Below are 24,433 nucleotides of genomic sequence, written 5' to 3'. Positions count from 1 at the left end.
TCGCGCATGCTGCAGACACTTCGCTGGTCCGCCGGGCGGGTGGTGAGCGCGCTCATCACCCTGCTCGGCGTGTCCATCCTGATTTTCGCCGCCGTGCGGCTCATGCCGGGCAGCTACGAAGACATCATCCTGGGACCGCTCGCTTCGCCCGAGGAGCGTGCGGCGCTCGCCGCGGCGTACGGGTTGGATCAGCCCATCGTGATCCAGTACTTCGCCTGGATCGGGCAGATCGTCACCGGTGACCTCGGCACGTCCTTCGTCACCCAGAATCCCGTCGTCGACGAACTCGCGAAGCGCATCCCCGTGACCTCGCTGCTGACCGTGATGGCGCTCGTCATCACGCTGCTCATCGGCATTCCGCTCGGTATCTGGACGGGGGTGCGATCCGGAGCCAAGCAGGGCGGAGCCGTCGGGCGCCTCGTGTCGGGCATCGGCATCAGCGTGCCCGAGTTCGTGCTCGGCAGCGTCGTGGTCTTCGTGTTCTCGCGACTCGCGCTTGGCATTCAGGTCGGCGGGTTCTCGAACATCGGCACCGGGTTCGGCCCGACGTTCCAGGCCCTGCTGCTCCCGGCGATCGTGCTCTCCGTGTTCTGCGTCGCCGCCTCGGCGCGCACCACCCGAGACGCCGTGATGAACGTGCTCGTCGAGCCGCACATCGCCGCGGCGGTGGCGCGCGGGGAGACACCGTGGCACATCGTGCGGCACCACGTGATCCGCAACGCGGGCATCCCGATCCTGACCCTGCTCGCCACCATCACTGCCTATTTGCTCGGTGGCGCCGTGATCGTCGAGACGATTTTCAACGTGCCCGGGCTTGGCTCCTTCATGGTGACGGGCCTCGACCGCCGCGACTTCGCCGTTGTGCAGGCGTCCGTGCTGTTCGCCGCCACCGTGTTCATCGTGGTCAGCCTCGTGCTCGACCTCATCACTAGCGCGCTCGATCCGCGCGTCGCCGTCACCGGGAAGGCCAGCTCATGACGACCTATTCGCTGCCGCTCGTGCGGCGCAAGCGGCCGACGGCCCCGCGGCCTCCGCGCGACGCGCTCTTCGTCACCGCGGTCACCGCACTCGCCGTCATCGTCGGTGTCGCCATCGTCGCGGCCGTGGTGCCGTTCGCGGGTGAGCCCGCGAAGATCGTGGGCCCGCGCCTCAGCCCGCCGTCGACCGCGTACCTGCTCGGCACCGACGCGTTGGGCCGCTCCGTGCTCGCCCGCCTGCTCGAAGGCATCGGTACGACCCTCGTGCTGTCGGCGATCGCCGTGCTCTGCACCGCTGTGATCAGCGTGCTGCTTGGCATGGTCGCCGGCTACCTCGGCGGCTGGACTCGCGAGGGCGTCATGCGATTCGTCGACGTGCTCTACTCGTTCCCGTCGATCGTGCTGGCGATCCTCATCGCCGCCGTCGTCGGCCCCGGGCAGCTCGCCGCGCTCGCGAGCATCGTGCTCGTCACCGTGCCGCTCATGACGCGCATGGTCAGTGCCGCATCGATGGCCGTGGCGAAGCGCGACTTCGTCACGACCGCGAAAATCAGCGGGGTATCTGCGCCGGTGATCCTGGTGCGGCACCTGCTCCCCAACATCAGCGGCACCATCGCGGTGCAGGGTACATACGCGCTCTCCGTCGGCATCCTCGTCGAGGGCGGCCTGAGCTTCCTCGGGTACGGCGTGCAGCTGCCGCAGTCGTCGCTCGGCCTGCTGATTCAGGAGGGTGCGAGCTACATGGTGCAGGCGCCTTGGTTGCTCTTCGCCCCCGCGTCGGTGCTGGTTGTCGCGATCCTCGCGATCAATCTCATCGGCGACACCCTGCGGGATCGACTCGATCCCCGCGAGACGAGGAGCCTCGTATGACTGCGCACCATCCCGCCGTCTCGATCAGCGGCCTGAGCGCCGAGTACCGCACCCGCCTCGGGATCACGCGCGCACTCGACGACGTTTCACTCGACATCGCGCCCGGAGAGCTCGTGGCGATCGTCGGGGAATCGGGATCGGGCAAATCGACCGTGTCGCAGGCCATCGGGCGCCTGTTGCCGCGTGCCTGCCACATCACCGCGGGCACGGTCAGCGTGCTCGGCCAAGATCTCGCGGCGCTCGGACCCGATGCGATCCGCACGGTGCGACGCGAGTCGCTGGGATTCATTCCGCAGGATCCCATCGCCTCGCTCAACCCCACCATGCGGGTGCAGCGCCAGCTCGAACTCGCGCTCCGTCCGCTCGGTCGCCCGACCGATGCCGCGTCGCTCATCGCGCTGCTCGAGAGCGTCAAGATCCTCGAACCCGAACGCGTGCTGCGGCTCTTCCCGCACGAGGTGTCGGGCGGCATGGCGCAGCGCATTGCCATCGCGCTGACCATGGCGCGCGAACCGCGGATCTTGATCGCCGATGAGCCCACCGCCTCGCTCGATGCGCAGGTGCGCGACGAGATTCTCGACCTCATCGTCAGTTTCGTGCGACGCAGCGGTGCGAGCCTGATCTGGATCAGTCACGACCTCGGAGCCGTGCGCCGCTGGTGCGATCGCGTCGTCGTGATGCACCGCGGCGCCATCGTCGAGGCCGGCCCGACCACGCGGGTGCTCGACGCCCCTGAAGCGGAGTACACGAAAGTGCTCGTCGCCGCGATCCCCGGTCGAGAGCGGCCGCAGCGCACCGCAACGGAGGAGACCCGATGACCGAAACACCGACGGGCCCCGTGCTCGAACTCAATGATGTGCGGGTCGAGTTCACCAGTGGCGCCGGGGCGAAGCGCCGCACCGTGCGCGCGATGAACGATGTCAGCCTGCACGTCGACCCGGGTGAAACGCTCGGCCTCGTGGGCGAGTCGGGATCGGGCAAGACGACCACCGCGGCCGTCGCCCTCGGCCTGCGGGCACCCGACAGCGGATCGGTGCGCCTCCTCGGTGCACCCCTGACCCGCTCGCGCAAGGCCACCGCCGGCAAGATTCAGGCCGTGCTGCAGCACCCGCACTGGTCGCTGAACCCGCGCCGCCGCGTCGGCGAATCGGTGCGCGAGCCGCTCACCGTCGCCCGGCGCGACCTCGGCCGGGAGCAGCAACGTGCTCGCGTTGGGCAGATGCTCGAGCAGGTCGGTCTGAACCCCGACTTCGCAGACCGCTACCCGCACGAGCTCTCGGGCGGTCAGCGCCAGCGCGTCTCCGTCGCCCGCGCTCTCATCACCGAGCCCCGCTTCATCGTGTTCGACGAGGCGGTCAGCGCGCTCGACGTCGCGGTGCAGCTGCAGATCCTCTCGCTCGTGCGCGAACTGCAGCAGGAGCACCGGTTCGGCGCTCTGTTCATCTCGCACGATCTCGGCGCCGTAGAGCGCGTCGCCGACCGTGTCGCCGTGCTGTTCCGAGGCGACCTCGTCGAGACCGCTCCGACCGCGGAGTTCTTCGCGGCACCCGCACACCCCTATTCGCAACGACTTCTGGAGACCTTGTGACCACTTCGCCTGAGCACGGCACCCGCCCCGTGCCGACCCACGCCCTCGCCGACATCGACCCCGGCCTCGCGATCACCCCCGAGCCCCGGCTCGCCGGTGCCCCCGTCTTCGGGGGGCCGGGCAATGCCGACTTCACGCTGCAGCCAGTGCGCAGCGAAGGTCGTGAGCGGCTGCAGTTCGACTTTCCGGGCGTGCGCGTCGGATCCGCGCACTACGAGGAGGGCCCCACGGGCGCGACGGTGATCCACCTCCCTGCTGGCGCGCGCACCGCCGTCGACGCGCGCGGCGGAGCGGTCGGCCTCGCCGGCGGATACGACTTCAACCACGCCATATGCCTCGCGGGCGGTTCCGTCTACGGGCTCGAAGCGGGAGCCGGCGTCGGCGACGCGCTGCTCGAGCGCTTCGACAACCGCACCGGGTTCGCCGAACTGCAGCTCGTCTCGTCCGCGATCATCTACGACTTCTCGGCGCGTTCGACCTCCGTCTACCCCGACCGCGAACTCGGTCGTGCGGCGCTCGACTGGGCTGTCGAGGGCGAGTTCGCCCAGGGGCGAGCCGGCGCAGGCATGAGTGCTTCGGCCGGCAAGGTCGATTGGGAGCGCACCGAGCTCACCGGTCAGGGGGCGGCGTTCCGGCAGATCGGCGACGTGCGCATCCTCGCCGTGGTCGTGCCCAACCCGGTCGGCGTGATCATGAACCGTGCGGGCGAAGTGGTGCGCGGCAACTACGACGCCGCCACCGGCGAGCGACGCCACCCCGTATACGACTACGCCGAGGCGTTCGCCGAGCAGCGCGCCGCCGAGACGCAGGCGGGCAACACCACGATCAGCGCGCTCGTCACGAACGTGAAGATGAACACGGTCGAGCTGAACCAGTTCGCGAAGCAGGTGCACAGCTCCATGCACCGCGGCATCCAGCCGTTCCACACTGATATGGACGGCGACACCCTGTTCGCCGTGACCACCGATGAGATCGACCTGCCCGTCTCGCCGGCAACGTCGCGCGGGCGGCTGTCGGTCAACGCGACCGCGCTCGGAGCGATCGCCTCGGAAGTCATGTGGGACGCGCTGCTCGAAGCGGCGAAGTAAGGAACATACGCGTTGGACATCATCACCACCACCGTTTCCGGCCCCGGGCCCGCGGAGCGCGGCGCCGAGATCGGGTCGCGCTTCGCGGTCGAGATCCGCGAGTGCGTCGCCGGGTACCTCGGGTTCTTCGAGATTCGCGGGGTCGACCAGGATCGCGTGCGCGAGATCGCGCTGAGCTGCTTCGCGGCGCTTGAAGCCTGGGCGCCCAACCTCGCGGCCGAACTCTCGGCGACCGCCGAGGCTGCGACGGTACCGCTGTGGCAGCTGGCCGCACTCAACGCCCGCACCGAGGTGCTCGCCGTCGTGGCACCCGACACCGAGGGGGAATGCTCGACCGCGGTGTTCGCGCCGGGCGGGGCCGGGCTGCCCGAGACGATCCAGACCTGGGACTGGCACGCGCACCTCTGCCGGGTCGGGCTCATCATGTCGTATGCGCCGGATGTGCCGGATGTGCCGGATGCGCCGCTGCGCGGCGGCGACGTTGCTGAGGCGCAGCGCCGTGTTGGCCGCGTGACGATGTTCACGGAGCTCGGCGTGCTCGGCAAGATCGGGGTCAACGACGCCGGCATCGGGGTGCACTTCAACATCCTGCATCACGCCAGCGACCGCGGGGTGAACGGGGTGCCCGTGCACGCGATCGCGCGGCGGGTGCTCGACGAGGCGACCACGGTCGACGAGGCCGAGGCGATCATCGCGTCGGCGCCCGCGAGCGCTTCGACGGTGCTCACCGTCGTTGCGGCTGCCGACGCCGAGCACCGCGCCGCGTGCTTCGAGATCTCACCGGAGCGCGTCGCCGCGGTGCGACCCGACGCCGACGGGTGGCTCGTGCACACGAACAACTTCATCGCGGAGTCGCAGCTGCCGGGGGAGGCGACGCGCGACAAGTCGACCACGTATGTGCGTCTCGCGCACGTCCGTGCGCAGCGCGAACGCATGGCGGGGCAGCCGATGGAGCGCCGTGCTGCGGGGATGTGCGGCGCCGACGGCGCCGAAGCACCGGTCTGCTTCCGCCCCGATGCGGCAGAGCCCCTCCACGAGCAGTGGACCACCCTGCTCACGGTCGGCTTCGACCTCGCCGACGGGGTGCTCGAGTACTTCCCGGGCGCGCCCTCGGTGATGGCTCAGGAGGGCGCGCGCCGCTTCGGGTGAGGTACATCGCCCTGATACGCATTTGTCCAGCGACACCTATTCGACGAAAGACATACAGGTTCACCCGAAAAGTGGTGTCTCAAGGTCAAAGAGGTGTCGCTGGGCAACGGCAGCGCGCTCCGCTGGGCGAGCGCCAGGTGTCTACTCGGCGAGCAGTGCTCGCACGCGCGGGATCACCTCGCCGGCGTAGAGCTCGATGCTCTGCATGAGCTGGGCGTGCGGCATCGTGCCGTTCGCGTACTTGAGGTCGAAGCGGTCGGCGCTCAGGGTGCGCACCGTGGCGGCGATCTTGCGGGCGACGGTCTCGGGTGATCCGACGTACAAGGACCCGCCGTCGGCTTCGCGCTCGAACTCGGCACGCGTCGTCGCCGGCCACCCGCGCTCGGCGCCGATACGGTTGCGGTTCGCCTCGAAGTGGGGCCACAGCTGATCGCGCGCCTCGGCGTCGGTCGCGGCGACGTGCCCGGGGGAGTGCACGCCGAGCGGCATGGGGTCGCGGTCGAGCTCCTGCTGCGCTTGGCGGTAGAGGTTCGCGAACGGTGCGAAGCGGGCGGGGTCGCCGCCGATGATCGCGAGCATCATCGGGATGCCGGTCTGCACCGAGCGCACGACCGATTCGGGGCTGCCGCCCACGCCGACCCAGGCGCGCACGCCATCGGGCTGCTCGGTCTTCGGGAAGACTTCTTGATCGACCAGTGCGGCACGATGCTGACCCGACCAGGTGATCGGCCCCTCGGCGCGCAGTTTCGTGAAGAGGTCGAGCTTCTCGGTGAAGAGCGCTTCGTAGTCGCCCAACTCATACCCGAAGAGCGGGAACGACTCGATGAACGATCCGCGGCCGAGCACGACCTCGGCGCGCCCGGAGCTGACGGCGTCGAGCGTGGCGAACCGCTCGTAGACGCGCACCGGGTCATCGCTCGAGAGCACGGTCACGCCGGTGCCGAGCAGCATGCGCTCGGTGCGGCCCGCGATCGTTGCGAGCACGATCTCGGGGGAAGTGAGCGCGAAGTCGTCGCGGTGATGCTCGCCCAGAGTGATGGCGTCGACGCCGAGCTGATCGGCCAGCACGGCCTGCTCCACGACATCGCGCAGCACCTGCGCATGCGTTGAGCGGCCGCCCGACGCGTCGAGCGTGAGGTCGCCGAACGTGTCAAGGCCGAGGATGAGCTGTTCGGGGGTGGCGCCGGCAACGGCGCGAAGCGGGGTCATGCCGGTGAGAACGCGGCAGAGCCCGTTGCTATTCCGAGCGGCTCGACGTGATGAACCCGACTGCGGCACCGACGACGCCGAGGGCGACGGGCCACACCCAGAACACGCCGATTGCGAGCAGGGCGGCGACCGCCGCTGCGAAGAGGCAGAGCTCGAAGAGGGCCTGGGCGAAGCGATCGACGCGCAGTACCGGGCGCGGCGACAGGAAGAGCGCCCACAGCAGCACGCAGAGCGCGAGCAGGCCGAGGCCGGTGAAGATTCCGGGGAAGGGCAGCGGCCAGGCGAGGAAGCCCCAGACGGTGACGGTGACGACGGCCGCCAGCTGGAAGAGCCCACGAGCGAGGAGCAGAATCGGGCTCGGGGCGTGCGGGGCGGCGTCAGGCGTACTACTGGTCACCGACCCAGTCTACCCGGGCTGGCGAGTGGGGCAGACGTGTACCTGCGACCGATGGTCTACGTCTGCGCATCCAAACTGGTCTACTTGACATTCCCGGATTATCGTTACCCAGTGGACCACCCCCGCACGCCCGCCCACTGACAGATCGGAACCCGCCATGACCGCCCCGCTGTTGCGCGTGTTCACGGAGGCCGGGGGCTTCACCGCACCGATGCGCGTCTCATGGGAGTCAGGCCGGTTCTCACTCGGTGAGGCGGCCCATCGAGAGCTCACCGGGTCGCCGGTGACGGGGGCGGATCGCCGGCTCGATGGCGCCTGGCTGCTTCCGGGGCTGGTCGACGCGCACGTCCACGCCGCGTGGCACGCATTCGACGCCGCCGATCGCGCGCGCCTCTCTGTCGTTGACACCCGGCGCCTCACCGCAGCGGGGCTCGACCGTACGTTGCGCGCCGGATTCACGAGCGTGCGCGACGCCGGTGGTCTCGCCGTCGAACCGCCGGAGGCTCACGAACCGGGCAGTACTCACGCCTCCGACGGCGCGCTCGTGAGACCGCGGATCGCGCACTCCATCGCCATGATCGACCGAGCGCGTGCCGATGCGGCGGGCGGCATCGCCGCGGCGGTCGATGCCGTGCTCGAGTCTGGTGCGCGCTGGGTGAAGCTCGTTGCGACGGCCGGCGTCGCAGCCCCTGCGGGTGCCACGCTCGATGCGCACTTCACCGCGGACGAGTTCCGCATCGCGACCGATCGGGCGTCAGCGGTGGGAGCCGCCGTGATGGTGCACGCCTGGGGTGGCCCGGCGATCGATCATGCACTGGATGCCGGCGTCGCGAGCATCGAGCACGGCATGTACCTCACGCCTGATCAGGCGCGACACGGTGCCGAGGTCGGGGCGACCTTTGTGCCGACGCTGCGCATCTACCGGCTCGTGCGCGACATGATCTCGAACGGCACGTTGCCCGCGCAGTTCGCGGCGCGCGTCGACGAAGCGATCGCCCGGCATCCCGCCGCCGTTTGCGCGGCTCGAGATGCGGGATTCGCCATCGCGCTCGGCACCGACTACGGCACGGTCGATCAGCACGGCACCAATCGACTCGAATTCGACGCGCTCGTCGACGCCGGCCTGGCGCCGCACGAAGCGCTGCTCGCGGCGACCCGCGGGGGCGCCGCACTCCTCGCGCGAGCAGCGCCCGAGGCACCCGAGGTACCCGAGGTGCCCGACGCTGGTTCGAGCGGCCAACCACACGTCGCGCCGGGGGTGATCGCCGACGGTGCGGTCGCCGACGCAGTCGTGCTGCGCCGCGACCCGCGCGAGCGGGGCGCACTCTCAGACCCCACCGCCATCGTCGGGGTGCTGCTCGCCGGGCGCTGGATCGATCCTGCACCGCCTGTTCCCGCACCGTCGCCAACTCTCGCGGCCGCACAGCCCCCACACTCGTCACCTCTCAGCCCCTCCGAAAGGACCCCTCTGTGACCACCACTCGCACTTCTCGCCGCCTCGGTCTCGCCGCGGCCGCGCTCAGCGCCGCACTGCTGCTCAGCGCGTGCGCCGGCGGCTCGACTTCGACCGGTGGCGCCGATGCCGCCGGCGAGCCCGTCAGCGGCGGCACGCTCGAGTTCGGCCGCGTGGCTGCTGTGACCGATCTCGACCTCAACCAGCAGATCACCGCCAACAACGCGTTCGCGATCGACAAGATCTTCGAACCGCTCGTGAGTTTCGATGAGAACGGCAAGCTGATCCCCTGGCTAGCCGACTTCGACGCCTCAAGCGACGGCCTGACCTACACCTTCACGCTGCACGACGGGCTGCAGTTCTCGAACGGCGATGCGGTCACCCCCGACGACGTCGTGTTCTCGCTCGAGCGTCACCGGCAGGTCGGCGGCCCGCTGCCGCTCGAAGCGCCGATCGATGCGATCACGGCGACGGGCGACCACGAGGTCACCATCACCCTGACCGCCCCGTACACGCCGTTCCTCTCCGAACTCGCGAGCTTCTCGAACGGCATCTTCCCGAACAACTTCAGCGGCGCGAGCGAGGCAGACTTCTTCGCGAAGCCGATCGGCACCGGCCCGTTCGTCGTCGATACGTGGGATCCGAATGGCGACCTCACGTTCGTGAAGAACGAGCACTACTGGCAGGAGGGCAAGCCCTACCTCGACCAGCTCGTCTACAAGCTCGTCACCGACGACACGCAGCTGCAGCAGCAGCTCACGGCGGGTCAGCTCGGCGCCATCGACGACGTGCCGGCCGCGAATGCCGCGCAGGTCGATTCGGCCGAGGGCACGGCGCTGTCGCAGACGGCCGGCTGGTCGACCGAGCAGGTGTTCTTCAACACGCAGCGCGAGCAGTTCGCCGACACGCACGTGCGGCGGGCGATCGCGCTGGCGCTCGACCGCGACGGAATCACCCAGGCCACCACCTTCGGCACGGCCGAGGTCGCGAACGCGCTGCTGCCGCCGACCATCGTCGACTCTGCGAACGACACCGTGCAGCCGCTCGAGTTCGATGTCGACGCCGCCAAGAAAGAGCTCGCGAAGTCGAAGTACCCCGACGGCTTCTCGATCACGCTGTCGCTGGCGAGCGGCGATTCCCAGCGCGCGCAGATCGCGCAGATCGTGCAGGAGTCGCTCGCGAAGATCGGCATCACCGTGGAGATCGAGCAGCTCGACATCGCCGTGTTCCGTGAGCGGTTCTTCGCCTACGACTTCGATTTCATGCTCAACAGCGGTCAGTCCGATGCGCCCGACCCGAATGGGTTCATCACATTCCAGGCCGACCCGGATGGGTTCAGCAAGTCGTACTGGACCCACTACACCAACGATCGCGTGACGCAGTTGATGCAGCAGGGCCGCACGACTGCCGAAGGCGCCGACCGCACGAAGATCTACGCCGAGATTCAGCAGATCCTGGCCGATGACGTGCCCTACATTCCGCTTTTCTTCCCGTCGAACCTGAAGGCGACCCGCGACGATGTGCACGGCTTCACCGTGCTGCCGAACGGCAGCGTGCGGTTCCAAGACACGTGGGTCGACGCTGCGGCGCAGTGATCGAGCGGGCGGTGGCCGGCGCGCAGCAGTCGTCGCCGGCCACCGCCCGCTGAGCGCAGTAGGGTGAGCACGTGCTGAGACGAACGCTGCGGGCCGCGGGCCGCGTGATCGCGCGCGTCGTGCCGGTCATGCTCGGCGTCGTCATCGCCGTGTTCTTTCTGCTGCGACTGGTGCCGGGCGACCCTGCCGCGATGATCCTGGGCGAGCGCGCGACGCCCGATGCGCTCGCTGCGCTGCGCAGCCAGCTCGGTCTCGATCAGCCGCTGTGGCGTCAGTTCACCGACTTTCTCGGGCAGGTGGTCTTCCATCTTGACACGGGGTCATCGCTGGTCTCGGGCGTCTCAACCCGTGAACTCGTGCTGGCGAAGGCGCCCGTGAGCCTCGGCATCGTGGGTCTCGCAGTGCTCCTCGCCGTGGTCATCGCGGTGCCGCTCGCGCTTGTAGCGGCACTGCGTCAAGACGGCTGGGCGGATCACCTGATCCGCATCCTGCCCGCGGTTGCGTTGGGCATGCCCCTGTTCTGGATCGGGCTCCTGCTGATCATCGTCTTCGCGGTGCACCTGGGCTGGTTTCCGGTGGGCGGTGTCGGTGCGGGCCCGGGCGACCCGCTGCGCAGCCTGTTTCTGCCCGCACTCGCAGTTGCGCTCGGCGTGGCTCCGCCGCTGATCCGCTCGCTGCGGGCGCAGCTGATCGAGACGCTCGAGGCCGACTTCGTGACGACCCTGCGGGCCGCCCGCATTCCGCAGCGGCGCATCCTGTGGAGGCACGTCATGCGCAGCGCGTCGTTGCCGACGCTCACGCTGCTGAGCGTCAACACGGCGTATCTCATCGGCGGCACCCTCGTCGTCGAGCGGGTCTTCGGTATCAACGGCATCGGCTCGCTGCTCTTTCAATCGATCGGCAACCGCGACTTCCCGGTGGTGCAGGGCGTGACGCTCTATTGCGCAATCGTCGTCGTGCTGGTGACGACACTGGCTGGGGTGCTGGCGAGCGCCGTCGATCCGCGCCTGCGCGTGGGCAGTCCGTCTGAGACCCGGTCCGCGGTCGAGGTGATCCGATGACGACGCTGCGTCGCGCCCTGCGGTCGCCGGCCTTCGTCGCAGGGGCGACACTCACCGCACTCTTGCTGCTGGTCGCACTGGCGGCACCGGTGATCGCTCCCCACTCGCCGACGGATCAGCAACTCACCGCCGGCCTCCTGCCGCCGTCGCCCGAGCACTGGTTCGGCACCGACCAACTCGGGCGCGACGTGCTCTCGCGCATGCTCTTCGCCGCGCGCACCGATCTCGGCATCGCGGTACTGGCGTCGATCGCGCCCTTTGTCGTCGGTGTGACCGTCGGCCTCGTCTCCGGATACTTCGGAGGTGCCGTCGACTGGGTGGCGTCACGCATCACCGACACCGTCATCGCCTTCCCGTTCTACGTCATCGTGATCGCACTCGTGTTCGCGCTCGGTGCCGGGGCAGGGGGCATTGTCGTCGCGTTCGCGCTGGTCGGGTGGGTCGGCTATGCGCGCGTGCTTCGCGCAATGACGGCCGCGCTGCGCGACGCAGGATGGGTGCGCAGCGCACGAGGCAGCGGGCTGTCTCATGCGCGCGTGCTCGTGCGGCACGTGCTGCCGAACGTGCTGCCACAGGCCATCGTGCTGCTCGCCACCGAAATTGCGCTCATCATGGTCGCCATCGTCACCCTGGGGTATCTCGGCCTCGGCATCCGCCCGCCGACCCCCGACTGGGGCACGATGATCGCGGATGCGCAGCAGTTCATCACCACGCACTGGTGGCTCGCCGCTTTCCCCGGGTTCGCCGTGGTGCTCACCGGCATCGCACTGTCGCTGCTCGGTGACGGGCTCGCCGACGCCCGCCGCGTCACCGGTGCGCCGAGTGACGGGCGCCGCAGCGGCCTGGGCGTGCGTCGTGGGCGCGCGAGTGCCGAGCGGCGCGGGATCACCGGGCGCCGCGGTGGCCGCGGCACCACGGGTGGTGTCGCCGAACACACGGCACCCCGCAAATCTCCCGAGACGCAGGCGCCGCGCGGTGCCGTGCAGGTGCGTGACCTCCGCATCACGCAGACAAGCGGGCGCGTGCTCGTCGACGGGGTCGGTTTCACCGTCGAACCGGGCGGGGCACTCGGCATCGTCGGCGAATCGGGCAGCGGCAAGAGCCTGACGCTGCGGGCCGTCCTCGGGCTGTTGCCGGGCGGCGTCGTCGCGACCTCCGCGGATTCGGCCGTGCCGAGCACCGCATCGCCGGTGCGTGTCGGCGGGGCCATCGGCATGGTGTTCCAAGATCCGCTGACCGCGCTCGACCCGCTCACCCGCGTCGGCGGGTTGCTGCGCGAAGCCGTCGCCGCGGCCCAGCCGCGCCTCTCGCGAACTGCCGTGCACGAACGGGTGCGCGCACTGCTCGCGGACGTGCACCTCCACGACGCATCCCGTATCGCTCGCTCGTACCCGCACGAACTCTCGGGCGGTCAGCGGCAGCGCGTCGTGATCGCGCTGGCGCTCGCCGGCGATCCGGCGGTGCTCCTCTGCGACGAACCCACCACCGCGCTCGACGTCACCGTGCAGTGCGACGTGCTCTTGTTGCTGCGAGAACTGCGCGCCCGCCGCGGCATGACGCTCGTGTTCGTATCGCACGACCTCGCGGTGGTCTCGCAGATGTGCGACGAGATCATCGTCATGTCCCAGGGCACCGTCGTGGAACGAGGGGCCACGCGTGCGGTGATCCGGCACCCCCGCGCCGCCGAGACCCGCGCACTCGTCGACGCCGTGCCGCACCTACCGCACCTCGATGCCTCGACGTCGAAGGCCTCCGCGACGCCCGAGGGCACCGCGCCACCCGTGCTCGAAGTCCGCGACGCCGTCGTACGCTACGGCGCGTTCACCGCGGTACACGGAGCTTCGCTCGCTCTCGCCGCCGGCGATGCGATCGGCATCGTCGGAGAATCCGGTTCGGGCAAGACATCGCTCGCCCGAGCCATCGTCGGCCAGGTGCTGCTTGCGAGCGGCGACATTCTGCTCGACGGAGCGGTGCGCGTGAGCGCTCGGCGATCCGCCACTGGGCTTCGCGCCGTGCAACTCGTGCCGCAGGATCCCGGATCGTCGTTGACCCCGCGCCGCCCGGTCGGCAGCGTCATCGCCGAGGTGCTGCGCGCCGTCGATCGTGCTCAGTCGGCGGCCCCGCACTCCCCGGAGGAGCGGCGCGCCCGCGTCGCTGAGCTACTGAGACTCGTGCGACTCGACCCGGCACTCGCATCGGCAACCCCCGACCAGCTCTCGGGCGGGCAGCGGCAGCGGGTGGCGATCGCCCGCGCGCTCGCCGCAGAACCCCGAGTGCTCGTCGCCGACGAGCCCACCTCCGCGCTTGACGTCTCGGTGCAGGCCGGCATCGTCGACCTGCTGCAGCATCTGCGACGCGAACTCGGGCTGGCGCTCGTGTTCGTCTCGCACGATCTGGCCGTCGTGCATGCGCTCTGCGACCGTGTGCTCGTGATGCGCTCAGGAGAGGTCGTGGAGCGCGGAGGCGCCGAGTTCTTCACCGCTCCGCGCACCGCATACGGGCGCGAGTTGCTTTCATCGGTGCCGAGGATGCCGAATCAATCCGACGGCAACTGAACCCGCGTTCGGTCTCTCGCCCTTGCGCCCGCATTGTGCGCACTTGGTACGCTGCCAGTAACAGCTCATCGAAGGGACGACGCCCATGGACGGCATCATGAACTGGATCGAGCGGTTGCTCGACGGCTCGCTGTTCGCCGGTGGCATCTTCTTGATCATCGGCATCGTGGGCGGCGTGCTGCTGCTGATTTCGCTGCTGCTCGACGGCATCTTCGACGCGTTCGACTTCGGCGACGGCCCGCTGAGCCTCACGACGATCGCCGCGTTCACTGCTATCTTCGGGTTCGCGGCGTTCGCCGGGGTCGGCGCCGGCATGTCGACCCCGATGGCGACAATTGTCGGCGCGCTCTCCGGCCTTGTGGGAGCGGCCGCGGCCTGGTGGCTTTCCCGCGCGATCAGAAACGCCGAATCGAACACAGCGGTCAGCGGCGACGACCTCATCGGTTCGACCGGAGCCGTCGTGCTCGCGATTCCCGAAAACGGGCTCGGCGAAGTCGCCGTCGTGCGTCACGGTGAGCGCATCTCGCTCTCCGCAACCGCCGATGCCCCGATCCCGCGCGGTTCCGCCGTGCGCATCACCCAGACTGTGACCTCGACGTCCGTGCGCGTCGAGCTCGTACTCCCCGAAGACCACGCCCAACCGTTAGACCGAACGGAGACGTAATGTTCCTCGCAAGCCCGGCGATCGTCGGCATATTCGGCGCGGTGATCGCACTCGTGCTGATCGCCCTTGTCATCATCAAGCGCTACCGAATCGCGAAGCCCGACGAGGCGATCATCGTGACCGGTGGCAAGGGCAAGGAAGTGGTCGACGCGGCGGGCAACAAGAGCCGCGACCTGTCGGGCCAGAAGGTCGTTACTGGCGGCGGTGTCTTCGTCGTTCCGTTCGTGCAGAAATCGTTCACGATCTCGCTGCGCTCGCGCCGTCTCTCGATCACGACCGAGGCGCAGACGACCGACGGCATCACCATGCAGGCCCAGGCTGTCGCCGTCGTCAAGGTCGGCGGCACTCAAGAAATGATTCGCGCGGCCGCGCAGCGCTTCCTCTCGAACTCCGACGAGATCGACGAGTCGACGCAGGAGGTGCTCTCGGGTTCGCTCCGTTCGATCATCGGTGGCCTGACGGTGCTCCAGATCATCCGCGACCGCGCTGTCGTCGCGCAGAGCGTGCTCGAGGCTGCCGAAGAAGCGCTGACGAAGCAGGGCCTCGTCGTCGATACGCTGCAGATCCAGGAGATCCGCGACGGCGCCGACTACATCTCGAACATCGGTCGCCCCGAGGCCGCCAAGGTGCGCCAGCAGGCCGACATCGCCGAAACCAACGCCTATCAGGCATCGCAAGAAGCGAAGATTGCCGCCGAGCGCGTGCTGCTCGACCGCAACCGCGAGCTCAAGCTGCGCCAGGCCGAGATTCAGGTCGAGACCGATAAGGCGACTGCGCAGGCCTCGGCCGCGCAACCCCTGGAAGATGCGATCCAGCAGCAGGCGATCGTCGAGCAGCAGCGCATCACCGCGCAGAAGGAAGTCGCGCTGCGCACCGAGAAGCTGAACGCCGACGTGCGTGCCGTGGCCGAGGCAGACGCCTATCGCGTCGAGCAGATTGCGAAGGCAGAGGCCGCAGCGTCGATCTCGGCCGCCGAGGGCCGCGCAACCGCAGTTGAGCGCGAGGGTGCGGCAAGCCGCATCGCCCGTATCGCCGCTGCTGAAGCCGTCGAGGCCGAGGGTCGCGCCGAAGCCGCAGCGCTCGAGGCGAAGGGCACGGCCGAGGCCGCCGCGATCGACGCACGCGCGCGGGCTCTCGAGACGCAGTCGCAGGCGGTGCTCGCGCAGGAGCTCATCCACCTGCTCCCCGAGATCGCGGCCGAATACGCCCGCGCCATCGGGGCGATCGAGCACATGACCGTCGTCTCGGCAGACGGCACCTCGAAGGTGGCCGGCGAAGCGATGGGCAACATCAAGGGCCTGCTCGAGATGGCGAAAGACACGGTGGGCATCGACCTCGCGGGAATGCTGAATGGCGCGGTGTCGGGCGGAGCCGCGGGTGCGGCAGCCGGGCGCGCGTCGCGCGAGGAGTCCGATCGCGGGCGCCGCTCAGACCGTGACGCAGTGCGCGGCGAGCGCTCGGAGCGGTCCGAGCGTCGTGGCATCACCGAGGGGCGCGCGGACGTTGCGACGGCCGAGACCGGTGACTACGGAATCTCGCACGCAACTTCGGGTACCGCCGATCGTTCGTCCGTCGGTGGTGTGACCGACAGCGCTCGTGATCTTGCCGGTTCGGCAGCGGGCACGGCAACGGCGGCGGCTGACGCCGCCAGCGCCGCAGCCGATGCGGCAACCGAGGCTGCGCGGGCCGCGGGAGCCGCGGCTCAGCGCACCGGAGCCAATGTCACCGACCAGATCAACGGGTTCGGGGCCGGCTCGCAATAGCGCGCCGGATGCGACACGCCGCAGCCCCGGGCTCCTTCGGGAGACCGGGGCTGCGGCGTTTTCCGTGCGCCACGATGTGTCGAGTGTCTCCCCGCCCGATTTGCATGAGGCGCGGTGCAGAATAGGAGCATGTCCGCTCGCCGCTCTCAGTCGTTGACCTCGGAGGTCGAGTCGGTGCTCGGCCCGGCGCCGACCGACTACGCTCAGCCCGAGGTCATCGTGCTGCGCTTCCGTCGGCACGGTCGTCGGTTGCTGCTCCCGGTGATCTGCATGGTCGTGCTCGCCGGCCTCGCCGGCTACTGGGTGGGCGCGTTCGCCGAGGGCTGGCAGAACGTGACGGCGGCCATTGCGGCAGTCGTGCTCGGCGTTGTGCTCGGGCTACTGCCGGTGCTCGGGTGGCTGACCCAGCGCGTGACCGTGACGTCGCGCCGGGTGATCCTGCGCCGTGGCATTTTTTCACGCCAGCGCTCAGAAGTGGCACTGCTGCGTGTGCGAGAAGTGCGCACTCGGCGCGGTCTGCTGCAACGCATGTGCGGTGCAGGCGAGATCGACCTCTCCATCGGTGCGGAGCGCACGGTGCTGCACGATGTCCCGGCGGTCGCCGCAACGGCTGATGCGATCCAAGAGCTGGTCGAGCGCAACTACGCGCACGCGAGCCGCACCGCACCGCCTGCCGCGACTGTTCCGCCGGCTGTGCTGACTGTTGCGCCCAACGCGACGACCCGCTTCGCCGATTTGTAGCGGGAGGCGCGTCGAGGTCAGGTCGTGCGCGTGATGAGCACGTCGATCAGACGACTCGCGAGCGTGACGAGCTGCTCGATCTCGCTGTCGTCGCGATCAATCCAACGGCACTCCGGGTCACCGACCGGCACGAAGTTCTCGTGCCGCTCCCACACCATGAGGGTGCGCTCGGCGCCGAGCACGTACTGCTGCCACCACACTTGCCGCAGGTAGTTGCGCGGAATGCTGCGCCATTCCTTGTTCGTCGTCTTGATCTCGGCCAGCTCGACCGCGCCCGACGCGCGGAAGGCGAGGCCGTCGGGGGTGGCGAGGTGTCTGAGATCGCGCTCGGCGTGGAAGAGTGCCTGGCTCGGAGAAATCTCGTGCTCGCGCAGCACCCAAGCCGCGATCTCGGGCTCGCGACGCTTGCCGTGGTCGGTGAACGCATTGCCTGAGAATCGGCTGCCGTGCAGCTTCTCATGCGCGGCGGCCTCGATGGAGCGCGGCGTTGACAGCTTGGCGACATCGGTTGCGGTGATGCCGCGTGCGCGTGCGCGCATCCAGGCCGTGCGATCCGTGCCATCGGTCACGATGCGTTGCAAATAAGCCGGAGCGAGGGTGGACACCACTCCAGTCTCGCACGCGTCTCGGAGGTGCGCGTGCAGCGCGCCGATCGCGCCCGTTGAGCGGCGTTCGAGCGACGTTCGCATTCATCGGACGGTGTGCAGAATCACAGAAAACTGAAAAGAAAAGCATTGTTCGCAGAGGTTTGGAGACTGCGAACACCCAGACGATGGGAGTACCCTCCTCAGAGAGATATCTGCTGTGATCTGCGGAAAAGTTGGGGCAGATTCTGGGGAAACGAAATCGAAGCGTCGTGAAAGTCACCTGTTCCGCCGGGTGCGCGGGGTTATCGATCGAAAGGAGCATTCCGAAGGAATGGACGCACAACAACTGACGCGCGCTGATGGGGGAAAAATCCGCGCGCTCGTGGTCGACGATGAAGAATCGATCACGCAACTGGTCGCGATGGCGCTGCGCTATGAGGGCTGGGAAGTCGAGACAGCCGGCACTGGGCAAGACGCGTTCGAGAAGATTCGCACGTTCAACCCCGATGTCGCCGTACTCGACATCATGCTGCCCGATTTTGACGGCATGCAGTTGCTCTCGCGCATTCGCACCTCGGGGGAGATGTTCCCGGTGCTCTTCTTGACCGCGCTCGACTCAGTCGAGGACCGGGTGAACGGACTGACCGCCGGCGGTGACGATTACGTCGTCAAGCCGTTCAGCTTGGAAGAACTCATCGCCCGCCTTCGTGGGCTCGTGCGCCGCTCGCAGCTCACCCTGTCGCAGAACCCCGATCCGGTGCTGCGGGTCGGCGATCTCACGCTCAACGAAGACAGCTACGAGGTCGAGCGCGCCGGCGCGAGCATCACGGTGACGAACACCGAGTTCGAGCTGCTGCGCTATCTCATGCGCAATCCGAACCGCGTGCTGTCGAAGGCGCAGATTCTGGATCGGGTCTGGGCGTACGACTTCACCGGCAAGTCGACCGTCGTCGAGCTCTACATCTCGTACCTGCGCAAGAAGATCGATTCGGGTCGCGACCCGATGCTCCACACGGTGCGTGGCGCGGGCTACATGCTCAAGCCAGTGGCTTGAGCATCGCGCGAGCAGCGCTCGCGCGCAGCGTTGAAGGAACCCACTCTGCTTGAGTGTTCCCGCAAAGGCGGGCGTGAGGGTCGCGATGTGCTGGCTGGGTCTGGCAAGTACCCGCGGCGAAGCCGCAGGTACTGGATGCACATCGCGACCCTCACGCCCGCCTTTGCGTTCCCAAGAGACGAATGGTAGAGTTTCCCACGGCCCAAGACCGCCGGTAGATTCCGCAAGGAATCCAGAACGTCCGCGTAAGCGGAGACCAGCGCAGGTGCAGATCTCCTTGAGTGACGGATCCCGATCCTGAACTTCTGAAGCTCCGTGCGTGCGCGCCGGAGCTTTTTTGGTTTCTGGTGGCTTCTCATGTGGAAGCCCCGACTGAAAGCTCTGTGCGGCGCGGCCCCCGAGCGACGTCCGTCGCTTGGGTACGACAAGCTAGGGAGCGCCATGGCTACGAAGGACGCTACGGTCGCCGATCTTCAGCAGAAGTTTGAAGAGTCGAGCGCCGTTCTGCTGACTGAGTACCGCGGTCTTTCGGTTGCTGAACTGCGGGAACTCCGCAACAGCATCCGTGAGCACGCGACGTACGCTGTGGCGAAGAACACGCTGACGAAGATTGCGGCTAACAACGCCGGGATCACCGCATTCGATGACGAGCTGGCCGGTCCTTCGGCTCTCGCCTTCGTGCACGGTGACACCGTTGCGGTCGCAAAGTCGCTGCGTGACTTCGCCAAGGCACACCCTCTTTTGGTGGTGAAGGCGGGCTACTTCGATGGCAACGCCCTGACCGCCGCTGAGGTAGGCAAGCTTGCCGATCTCGAGAGCCGCGAGGTGCTGTTGGCTAAGGCCGCCGGCGCTATGCAGGCTGCTCTGGTCGGTGCTGCACAGCTGTTCGCCGCCCTGCCCGCTAAGGCCGCTCGCGGCTTCGGCGCGCTGCAGGAGAAGCAGGACGCTTAAGACTCGGCTCACGCCGGATCGGTTGAAAAAACCCGCTCGTACGCACCGCGTGCGGGCACACATCAAGGAGATACATCATGGCTAAGCTTTCCACCGAAGAGCTGCTCGCACAGTTCAAGGAGCTCACCCTCATCGAGCTCTCGGAGTTCGTCAAGGCGTTCGAGGAGACCTTCGACGTTTCCGCTGCTGCTCCCGTCGCAGTTGCTGCTGCTCCGGCTGCCGGCGCTGCTGAGGCTGTCGAGGAGAAGGACGAGTTCGACGTCGTCCTCGAGTCGGCTGGCGACAAGAAGATCCAGGTCATCAAGGTTGTGCGCGAGCTGACCGGCCTGGGCCTGGGCGAGGCAAAGGCTCTCGTCGAGGAGGCTCCCAAGAACGTGCTCGAGGGCGCGAAGAAGGAAGCCGCTGAAGAGGCGAAGGCAAAGCTCGAAGAGGCAGGCGCGGGCGTCAAGCTCGTCTAAGTTTTTTTCGATGAGGCTCACTCGCTGAGCTGCATTGTCGGGAGGGCAGGATCACCTGAGGTGATCCTGCCCTCCTTTTTTGGTGCGCCCGCGCCCTCCCGGCGCCCCCGACTCGGCTCCCACTTCGCCGAGTGCACCGGTTTGGCTCGAGATCGCGTGTGATTCTCTGGTGCACTCGAAGCGAAGGGGTGCTTTCGGCAGGAACTTAGGGGGATGTGGCGGTGCGCGGGTGCTGCGGGACCTCGAACCAGGGTCAGCAGACCGAAGTTAGGGTCGGTATACTAGCGCTTCTGCAATGCGCTTGGTACTGTGTTTCGGCTGCGCCGTTCCGTCGAGCACGCTCCGCGTGCCCGGAAATTCGGTGCAAAGTGGAGAAAGGATCCTCGTGGCCCTCATCGCTCTGACACTCCGACACGCGAAACGGTACTGGCCGTTCGTCGCCGCGGTGCTGGTGTTGCAGTTGCTGTCGACCATCGCCGCGCTCGCGCTTCCGAGTCTGAACGCGCAGATCATCGATCAAGGCATCGCCCAGGGCGACACCGCGTTCATCTGGAGCACCGGCGGCATGATGCTGATCGTGTCGCTCGGTCAAGTCATCACGGCCATCGCGGCCGTGTATTTCGGAGCGCGCACGTCGATGGGCATCGGCCGCGATCTGCGGCGAGAGGTGTACCGCAAGGTCGATTCGCTGAGCACGCTCGAGGCGACGAAGTTCGGCGCCGGCACGCTGATCACGCGCGGCACGAACGATGTGCAGCAGGTCCAGATGCTCGTGCTGATGACCCTGAACTTCATGGTCACCGCGCCCATCATGGCGATCGGCGGCATCATCATGGCGCTGCGCGAAGACGCTGGAATGTCGTGGCTCGTCTGGGTGTCGGTCGCGGTGCTCGCCGTCATCGTGAGCTTCCTCGTCTGGTTCCTGCTGCCGCTCTTCCGTACGATGCAGACCCGCGTTGATGCGATCAACAGCGTGCTGCGCGAGCAGATCATGGGCATTCGCGTCGTGCGCGCCTTCGTGCGCGAGAACTTCGAGAGCGACCGCTACGAGGTCGCCAACCGCAACATCACCGAGGTCTCGGTCAAGGTCGGCCAGGTCTTCGTGCTGATGTTCCCCGTCATCATGATGGTGCTGCACTTCGCCACCGCCGCAGTGCTGTGGTTCGGCGGGCACCGGGTCGACGAGGGGCTCGTCGAGGTCGGCTCGCTCACCGCGTTCCTGCAGTACCTGCTGCAGATCCTGATGGCCGTGATGATGGGCGTCTTCATGACCATGATGATTCCGCGCGCCGTGGTGTGCGCGGAGCGTATCCGCGAGCTGCTCGATACGGAGTCGACGCTGGCGTTCCCGGAGCAGGCCTCAGCGCCGACCCCGCAGGCCGGCCGCGTCGAGTTCTCGGGTGTCACGTTCGGGTTCCCCGGGGCGGAGAAGCCCGTCATCCGTGACGCGAGCTTCGTCGCCGAGCCCGGCAAGACGACGGCGATCATCGGATCGACCGGCGCCGGCAAGACCGTGCTGCTCAACCTCATGCTGCGTCTGTACGACCCGCAGTCGGGTTCCATCACCGTCGACGGCGCCGAGGTGTCGCAGCTCACGCGCGAGCAGCTCTCGGAGACGTTGAGCCTCGTGCCGCAGCGCCCGTACCTGTTCTCGGGCACGATCGGTTCGAATCTGCGGTTCGGCCGATCCGACGCCACCGAAGCGGAACTGTGGGAAGCGCTGCGCGTCGCCCAGGGCGAGGACTTCGTGCGCGAGAAGGAGAAAGGACTCGACGAGCCCGTTTCCCAGGGCGGCACGAGCGTGTCGGGCGGCCAGCGCCAGCGACTCTCGATCGCGCGAGCCCTCGTTGCGAAGCCGCGCGTCTACCTGTTCGACGACTCGTTCTCGGCACTCGATGTGGCGACCGACGCTCGACTCCGTGCGGCGCTGCCGAGCGCGACGGCGGGCGCGACCACCATCATCGTGGCGCAGCGCGTCTCCACGATTACGGAGGCCGATCAGATTCTGGTCGTGGAAGACGGCGAGATCGTCGACCGCGGCACCCACGACACATTGCTGGAAACGAGCGAGGTGTACCGCGAGATCGTGCGGTCGCAGCTCGAAGAGGCGGAGGCGGCGTAATGGCACGCGAGAAACAGCGCGGAAAGCGCGGGGCCGCGGCTTCGACCGACACGGCGGAGTTCGAGCTGCCCGATGACTACCAGCCCGACGGCGACGACTGGTTCGGCGGTCAGGCGACGAAGAAGGCCAAGCACTTCTGGCCCGCGGCGAAGCGACTGGTCGGCCTGCTGGCGCCGCACAAGTGGCAGTTCTCGTTCGTCGTGGTGCTCGTGGTGGCGTCCGTGGTGCTCACGGTCATCGCGCCGAAGATTCTCGGCCAGGCGATGGATGTCATCTTCAACGGCATCCTCGGCAAGCAGCTGCCGCAGGGCGTGACGCTCGAGCAGGCCGTGCAGGCGGCCCGCGATTCGGGCAATGACCAGTTTGCCGATGTGCTCTCGGGATCGAAGATCGTTCCGGGTGAAGGGATCGACTTCGGTCTGCTCGGTCGGCTGATCCTCATCGTGCTCTCCCTCTACCTCGTGGCCTCCGTGCTCATGTGGCTGCAGGGATTCATCTTGAACCGGCTCGTCATGGACGTGGTCTTTGATCTGCGCGCCGATATCGAGGCGAAGATCAACCGTCTGCCGCTGAGCTACTTCGATGGCCGTCAGCGCGGCGACGTGCTGTCGCGCGTCACGAATGATGTCGACAACATTCAGCAGGCGCTGCAGCAGGCGCTGTCGCAGCTGGTGCAGTCGCTGCTCACCGTGATCGGCATCGCCGCGATGATGTTCATCGTGTCGTGGCAGCTCGCCCTGATCGCGCTCATCGCACTGCCGCTTTCGGGCATCATCGCGGGCGTGGTGGGTTCGCGTGCGCAGAAGCTGTTCGTCGCGCAGTGGAAGAACACGGGCGATCTCAACGGGCACATCGAGGAGTCGTTCACCGGCCACGAGCTGGTGCGCATCTTCAACCGCGACGCCGAAATGGTCGAGGAGTTCGACCGCCGCAACGAGGGACTCTTCGACGCGTCGTACCGCGCGCAGGCGCTCTCGGGCACCATCATGCCGGCGATGCAGTTCGTGCAGTACCTCAGCTACGTGCTCATCGCTGTCGCGGGCGCGCTGCGCGTTACCGCTGGCCAGATGACCCTCGGCGATGTCACCGCGTTCATCCAGTACTCGCGCGAGTTCTCGCAGCCGATCGGGCAGATGGCGGGCATGGCCAACATGCTGCAGTCGGGTGTCGCGTCGGCCGAGCGTACGTTCGAGCTGCTCGACGCCGAAGAGCAGCAGGCCGATTCGGCCACGGAGCAGCTCCCCGCGCGCACGAACGGCCACGTCGAGTTCGACAACGTGTCGTTCAGTTACGATCCGGATCAGCCGCTCATCGCGGGCCTCTCGCTCGAAGCTCGCCCCGGGCACACGGTCGCGATTGTCGGGCCGACGGGCGCCGGCAAGACGACGCTCGTGAACCTCGTCATGCGGTTCTACGAGCTGAGCGGTGGGCGCATTCTGCTCGACGACGTCGACATCACCCACCTGACGCGCGCTGAACTGCGCAGCCAGGTCGGCATGGTGCTGCAAGACGCCTGGCTCTTCGACGGATCGATCCGCGAGAACATTCGGTACGGTCGCCTCGACGCGACCGATGACGAGGTGATCGCGGCCGCCGAGGCGACGATGGTCGATCGCTTCGTGCGCCAGCTGCCCGAGGGGTACGACACGGTCATCAGCGAGAACGGCTCATCGCTCTCCGCAGGCGAGCGGCAGCTGCTGACGATCGCGCGCGCGTTCATCGCGAACCCGTCGCTGCTGATTCTCGATGAGGCGACCTCCTCGGTCGATACCCGCACCGAGGTGCTCGTGCAGCAGGCCATGCGCGCGCTGCGCTCCGACCGCACGTCGTTCGTCATTGCGCACCGCCTCTCGACGATCCGCGACGCCGACACCATCCTCATGATGGAAAGCGGCCGCATCGTTGAGCAGGGCTCGCACGAGGAGTTGCTGGCTCGTCGAGGCGCCTATTACGCCCTGTACCAGGCGCAGTTCGCTGGCGAGGATGCGGAGGCGCACGCCGAAGAGATCTTCGCCGGGGGAGCTCCTGCCGAAACCGGTGCGGTGACCCTGCCCGGTGCGGCTACGGGCGACGCCGCGGCCGGGTCAGGCGGGCAGCCGGAAGCACCGCCGACCGCGTGAGCAGTGCGGGGTTCGAACCCTACCCGTTTCC

At 67.9% G+C, this 24,433-nt stretch carries 21 protein-coding genes; 18 read left to right on the top strand and 3 right to left on the bottom strand.

Going from position 1 to position 24,433, the window contains the following annotated elements; all coding sequences use genetic code 11:
* Nucleotides 1-6 precede the first annotated feature (6 nt).
* The 6 genes from CH42_RS07015 to CH42_RS06990 are packed head-to-tail and all read left to right on the top strand — an operon-like array spanning nucleotide 7 to nucleotide 5,672.
* Entirely contained in the window at nucleotides 7-978 is a 972-nt protein-coding gene (locus CH42_RS07015) for an ABC transporter permease (protein WP_053352507.1), read from the top strand.
* Nucleotides 975-1,847 (top strand): ABC transporter permease, encoded by an 873-nt coding sequence (locus CH42_RS07010; RefSeq protein ID WP_053352506.1) that lies wholly within the window; start codon nucleotides 975-977, stop codon nucleotides 1,845-1,847. Before CH42_RS07015 ends, CH42_RS07010 begins: the two co-directional genes overlap by 4 nt.
* Nucleotides 1,844-2,665: an ABC transporter ATP-binding protein gene (locus tag CH42_RS07005; RefSeq protein WP_053352505.1), complete on the top strand. Its 822-nt coding sequence runs from the start codon at nucleotides 1,844-1,846 to the stop codon at nucleotides 2,663-2,665. Before CH42_RS07010 ends, CH42_RS07005 begins: the two co-directional genes overlap by 4 nt.
* Nucleotides 2,662-3,435 carry an ATP-binding cassette domain-containing protein gene (locus tag CH42_RS07000; protein WP_053352504.1) on the top strand — a complete coding sequence of 258 codons (774 nt, stop codon included), beginning with the start codon at nucleotides 2,662-2,664 and terminating at the stop codon, nucleotides 3,433-3,435. The genes CH42_RS07005 and CH42_RS07000 overlap by 4 nt, the downstream gene beginning before the upstream one ends.
* Entirely contained in the window at nucleotides 3,432-4,523 is a 1,092-nt protein-coding gene (locus CH42_RS06995; RefSeq protein ID WP_082309339.1) for an endo-type 6-aminohexanoate oligomer hydrolase, read from the top strand. Before CH42_RS07000 ends, CH42_RS06995 begins: the two co-directional genes overlap by 4 nt.
* A 12-nt stretch (nucleotides 4,524-4,535) precedes the next feature.
* The gene (locus tag CH42_RS06990) at nucleotides 4,536-5,672 is read left to right on the top strand and encodes a C45 family autoproteolytic acyltransferase/hydolase (protein ID WP_053352503.1); all 1,137 of its coding nucleotides are present in this window, start codon (nucleotides 4,536-4,538) and stop codon (nucleotides 5,670-5,672) included.
* 141 nt (nucleotides 5,673-5,813) lie between these two features.
* Here CH42_RS06990 and CH42_RS06985 read toward each other — a convergent pair whose 3' ends face one another.
* Nucleotides 5,814-6,881, bottom strand: coding sequence for an LLM class flavin-dependent oxidoreductase (locus tag CH42_RS06985; protein WP_053352502.1), 1,068 nt, complete (start codon nucleotides 6,879-6,881; stop codon nucleotides 5,814-5,816).
* 28 nt (nucleotides 6,882-6,909) lie between these two features.
* Nucleotides 6,910-7,278 (bottom strand): DUF2568 domain-containing protein, encoded by a 369-nt coding sequence (locus CH42_RS06980; RefSeq protein ID WP_053352501.1) that lies wholly within the window; start codon nucleotides 7,276-7,278, stop codon nucleotides 6,910-6,912.
* Nucleotides 7,279-7,435: 157 nt separating this feature from the next.
* Between CH42_RS06980 and CH42_RS06975 the strand changes: the two genes are divergently transcribed.
* The 7 genes from CH42_RS06975 to CH42_RS06945 all read left to right on the top strand — a co-directional run bounded on the left by CH42_RS06975 (nucleotide 7,436) and on the right by CH42_RS06945 (nucleotide 17,110).
* Nucleotides 7,436-8,752, top strand: coding sequence for an amidohydrolase family protein (locus tag CH42_RS06975; RefSeq protein WP_075205284.1), 1,317 nt, complete (start codon nucleotides 7,436-7,438; stop codon nucleotides 8,750-8,752).
* Nucleotides 8,749-10,326, top strand: a complete 1,578-nt coding sequence (locus tag CH42_RS06970; protein ID WP_053352500.1) for an ABC transporter substrate-binding protein — start codon at nucleotides 8,749-8,751, stop codon at nucleotides 10,324-10,326. The genes CH42_RS06975 and CH42_RS06970 overlap by 4 nt, the downstream gene beginning before the upstream one ends.
* Before the next feature lie 71 nt (nucleotides 10,327-10,397).
* A complete protein-coding gene (locus tag CH42_RS06965; protein WP_239683977.1) occupies nucleotides 10,398-11,387 on the top strand; it encodes an ABC transporter permease in 990 nt (329 codons plus the stop codon).
* Entirely contained in the window at nucleotides 11,384-13,942 is a 2,559-nt protein-coding gene (locus CH42_RS06960; protein WP_053352499.1) for an ABC transporter ATP-binding protein/permease, read from the top strand. Before CH42_RS06965 ends, CH42_RS06960 begins: the two co-directional genes overlap by 4 nt.
* Before the next feature lie 85 nt (nucleotides 13,943-14,027).
* Nucleotides 14,028-14,606, top strand: a complete 579-nt coding sequence (locus CH42_RS06955) for an NfeD family protein (RefSeq protein WP_053352498.1) — start codon at nucleotides 14,028-14,030, stop codon at nucleotides 14,604-14,606.
* Complete coding sequence (locus CH42_RS06950; RefSeq protein ID WP_053352497.1) at nucleotides 14,606-16,369, top strand: SPFH domain-containing protein; 1,764 nt, start codon at nucleotides 14,606-14,608, stop codon at nucleotides 16,367-16,369. Before CH42_RS06955 ends, CH42_RS06950 begins: the two co-directional genes overlap by 1 nt.
* Before the next feature lie 129 nt (nucleotides 16,370-16,498).
* Entirely contained in the window at nucleotides 16,499-17,110 is a 612-nt protein-coding gene (locus CH42_RS06945) for a PH domain-containing protein (RefSeq protein ID WP_075205283.1), read from the top strand.
* A gap of 17 nt (nucleotides 17,111-17,127) precedes the next feature.
* On the opposite strand, the gene CH42_RS06940 is transcribed toward CH42_RS06945, so the two are convergent.
* Nucleotides 17,128-17,649, bottom strand: a complete 522-nt coding sequence (locus tag CH42_RS06940) for a YqaJ viral recombinase family protein (protein ID WP_082305538.1) — start codon at nucleotides 17,647-17,649, stop codon at nucleotides 17,128-17,130.
* A 379-nt stretch (nucleotides 17,650-18,028) separates the two neighbouring features.
* Between CH42_RS06940 and CH42_RS06935 the strand changes: the two genes are divergently transcribed.
* The 5 genes from CH42_RS06935 to CH42_RS06915 all read left to right on the top strand — a co-directional run bounded on the left by CH42_RS06935 (nucleotide 18,029) and on the right by CH42_RS06915 (nucleotide 24,402).
* Nucleotides 18,029-18,751, top strand: coding sequence for a response regulator transcription factor (locus tag CH42_RS06935; protein ID WP_053352496.1), 723 nt, complete (start codon nucleotides 18,029-18,031; stop codon nucleotides 18,749-18,751).
* 441 nt (nucleotides 18,752-19,192) lie between these two features.
* Nucleotides 19,193-19,702, top strand: a complete 510-nt coding sequence (rplJ, locus tag CH42_RS06930) for a 50S ribosomal protein L10 (protein ID WP_053352495.1) — start codon at nucleotides 19,193-19,195, stop codon at nucleotides 19,700-19,702.
* A 77-nt stretch (nucleotides 19,703-19,779) separates the two neighbouring features.
* Complete coding sequence (gene rplL, locus CH42_RS06925) at nucleotides 19,780-20,160, top strand: 50S ribosomal protein L7/L12 (protein ID WP_053352494.1); 381 nt, start codon at nucleotides 19,780-19,782, stop codon at nucleotides 20,158-20,160.
* 385 nt (nucleotides 20,161-20,545) lie between these two features.
* Nucleotides 20,546-22,282, top strand: coding sequence for an ABC transporter ATP-binding protein (locus tag CH42_RS06920; protein ID WP_053352493.1), 1,737 nt, complete (start codon nucleotides 20,546-20,548; stop codon nucleotides 22,280-22,282).
* On the top strand, nucleotides 22,282-24,402 hold the full coding sequence (locus tag CH42_RS06915) for an ABC transporter ATP-binding protein (protein ID WP_053352492.1): 2,121 nt from the start codon (nucleotides 22,282-22,284) through the stop codon (nucleotides 24,400-24,402). Before CH42_RS06920 ends, CH42_RS06915 begins: the two co-directional genes overlap by 1 nt.
* The last annotated feature ends 31 nt before the right edge of the window (nucleotides 24,403-24,433 follow it).

Source organism: Leucobacter musarum subsp. musarum, assembly GCF_001273845.1.
In the GTDB taxonomy this organism is placed as follows: Bacteria; Actinomycetota; Actinomycetes; order Actinomycetales; family Microbacteriaceae; genus Leucobacter; species Leucobacter musarum.
Note: the sequence above shows the minus strand (reverse complement) of the source record. Positions and strands in the feature narration are given on the sequence as shown.

Bases quoted from the DNA above. Each gene is read 5' to 3' on its own strand.
- CH42_RS07010 (WP_053352506.1), top strand. From the start codon at position 975: ATGACGACCTATTCGCTGCCGCTCGTGCGGCGCAAGCGGCCGACGGCC.
- CH42_RS06960 (WP_053352499.1), top strand. From the start codon at position 11,384: ATGACGACGCTGCGTCGCGCCCTGCGGTCGCCGGCCTTCGTCGCAGGG.
- CH42_RS06940 (WP_082305538.1), bottom strand. From the start codon at position 17,649: ATGCGCGCACGCGCACGCGGCATCACCGCAACCGATGTCGCCAAGCTG.
- CH42_RS06950 (WP_053352497.1), top strand. From the start codon at position 14,606: ATGTTCCTCGCAAGCCCGGCGATCGTCGGCATATTCGGCGCGGTGATC.
- CH42_RS07005 (WP_053352505.1), top strand. From the start codon at position 1,844: ATGACTGCGCACCATCCCGCCGTCTCGATCAGCGGCCTGAGCGCCGAG.
- CH42_RS06945 (WP_075205283.1), top strand. From the start codon at position 16,499: ATGTCCGCTCGCCGCTCTCAGTCGTTGACCTCGGAGGTCGAGTCGGTG.
- CH42_RS06955 (WP_053352498.1), top strand. From the start codon at position 14,028: ATGGACGGCATCATGAACTGGATCGAGCGGTTGCTCGACGGCTCGCTG.
- CH42_RS07015 (WP_053352507.1), top strand. From the start codon at position 7: ATGCTGCAGACACTTCGCTGGTCCGCCGGGCGGGTGGTGAGCGCGCTC.
- CH42_RS06935 (WP_053352496.1), top strand. From the start codon at position 18,029: ATGGACGCACAACAACTGACGCGCGCTGATGGGGGAAAAATCCGCGCG.
- rplJ (WP_053352495.1), top strand. From the start codon at position 19,193: ATGGCTACGAAGGACGCTACGGTCGCCGATCTTCAGCAGAAGTTTGAA.
- CH42_RS06915 (WP_053352492.1), top strand. From the start codon at position 22,282: ATGGCACGCGAGAAACAGCGCGGAAAGCGCGGGGCCGCGGCTTCGACC.
- CH42_RS06985 (WP_053352502.1), bottom strand. From the start codon at position 6,881: ATGACCCCGCTTCGCGCCGTTGCCGGCGCCACCCCCGAACAGCTCATC.
- CH42_RS07000 (WP_053352504.1), top strand. From the start codon at position 2,662: ATGACCGAAACACCGACGGGCCCCGTGCTCGAACTCAATGATGTGCGG.
- rplL (WP_053352494.1), top strand. From the start codon at position 19,780: ATGGCTAAGCTTTCCACCGAAGAGCTGCTCGCACAGTTCAAGGAGCTC.
- CH42_RS06975 (WP_075205284.1), top strand. From the start codon at position 7,436: ATGACCGCCCCGCTGTTGCGCGTGTTCACGGAGGCCGGGGGCTTCACC.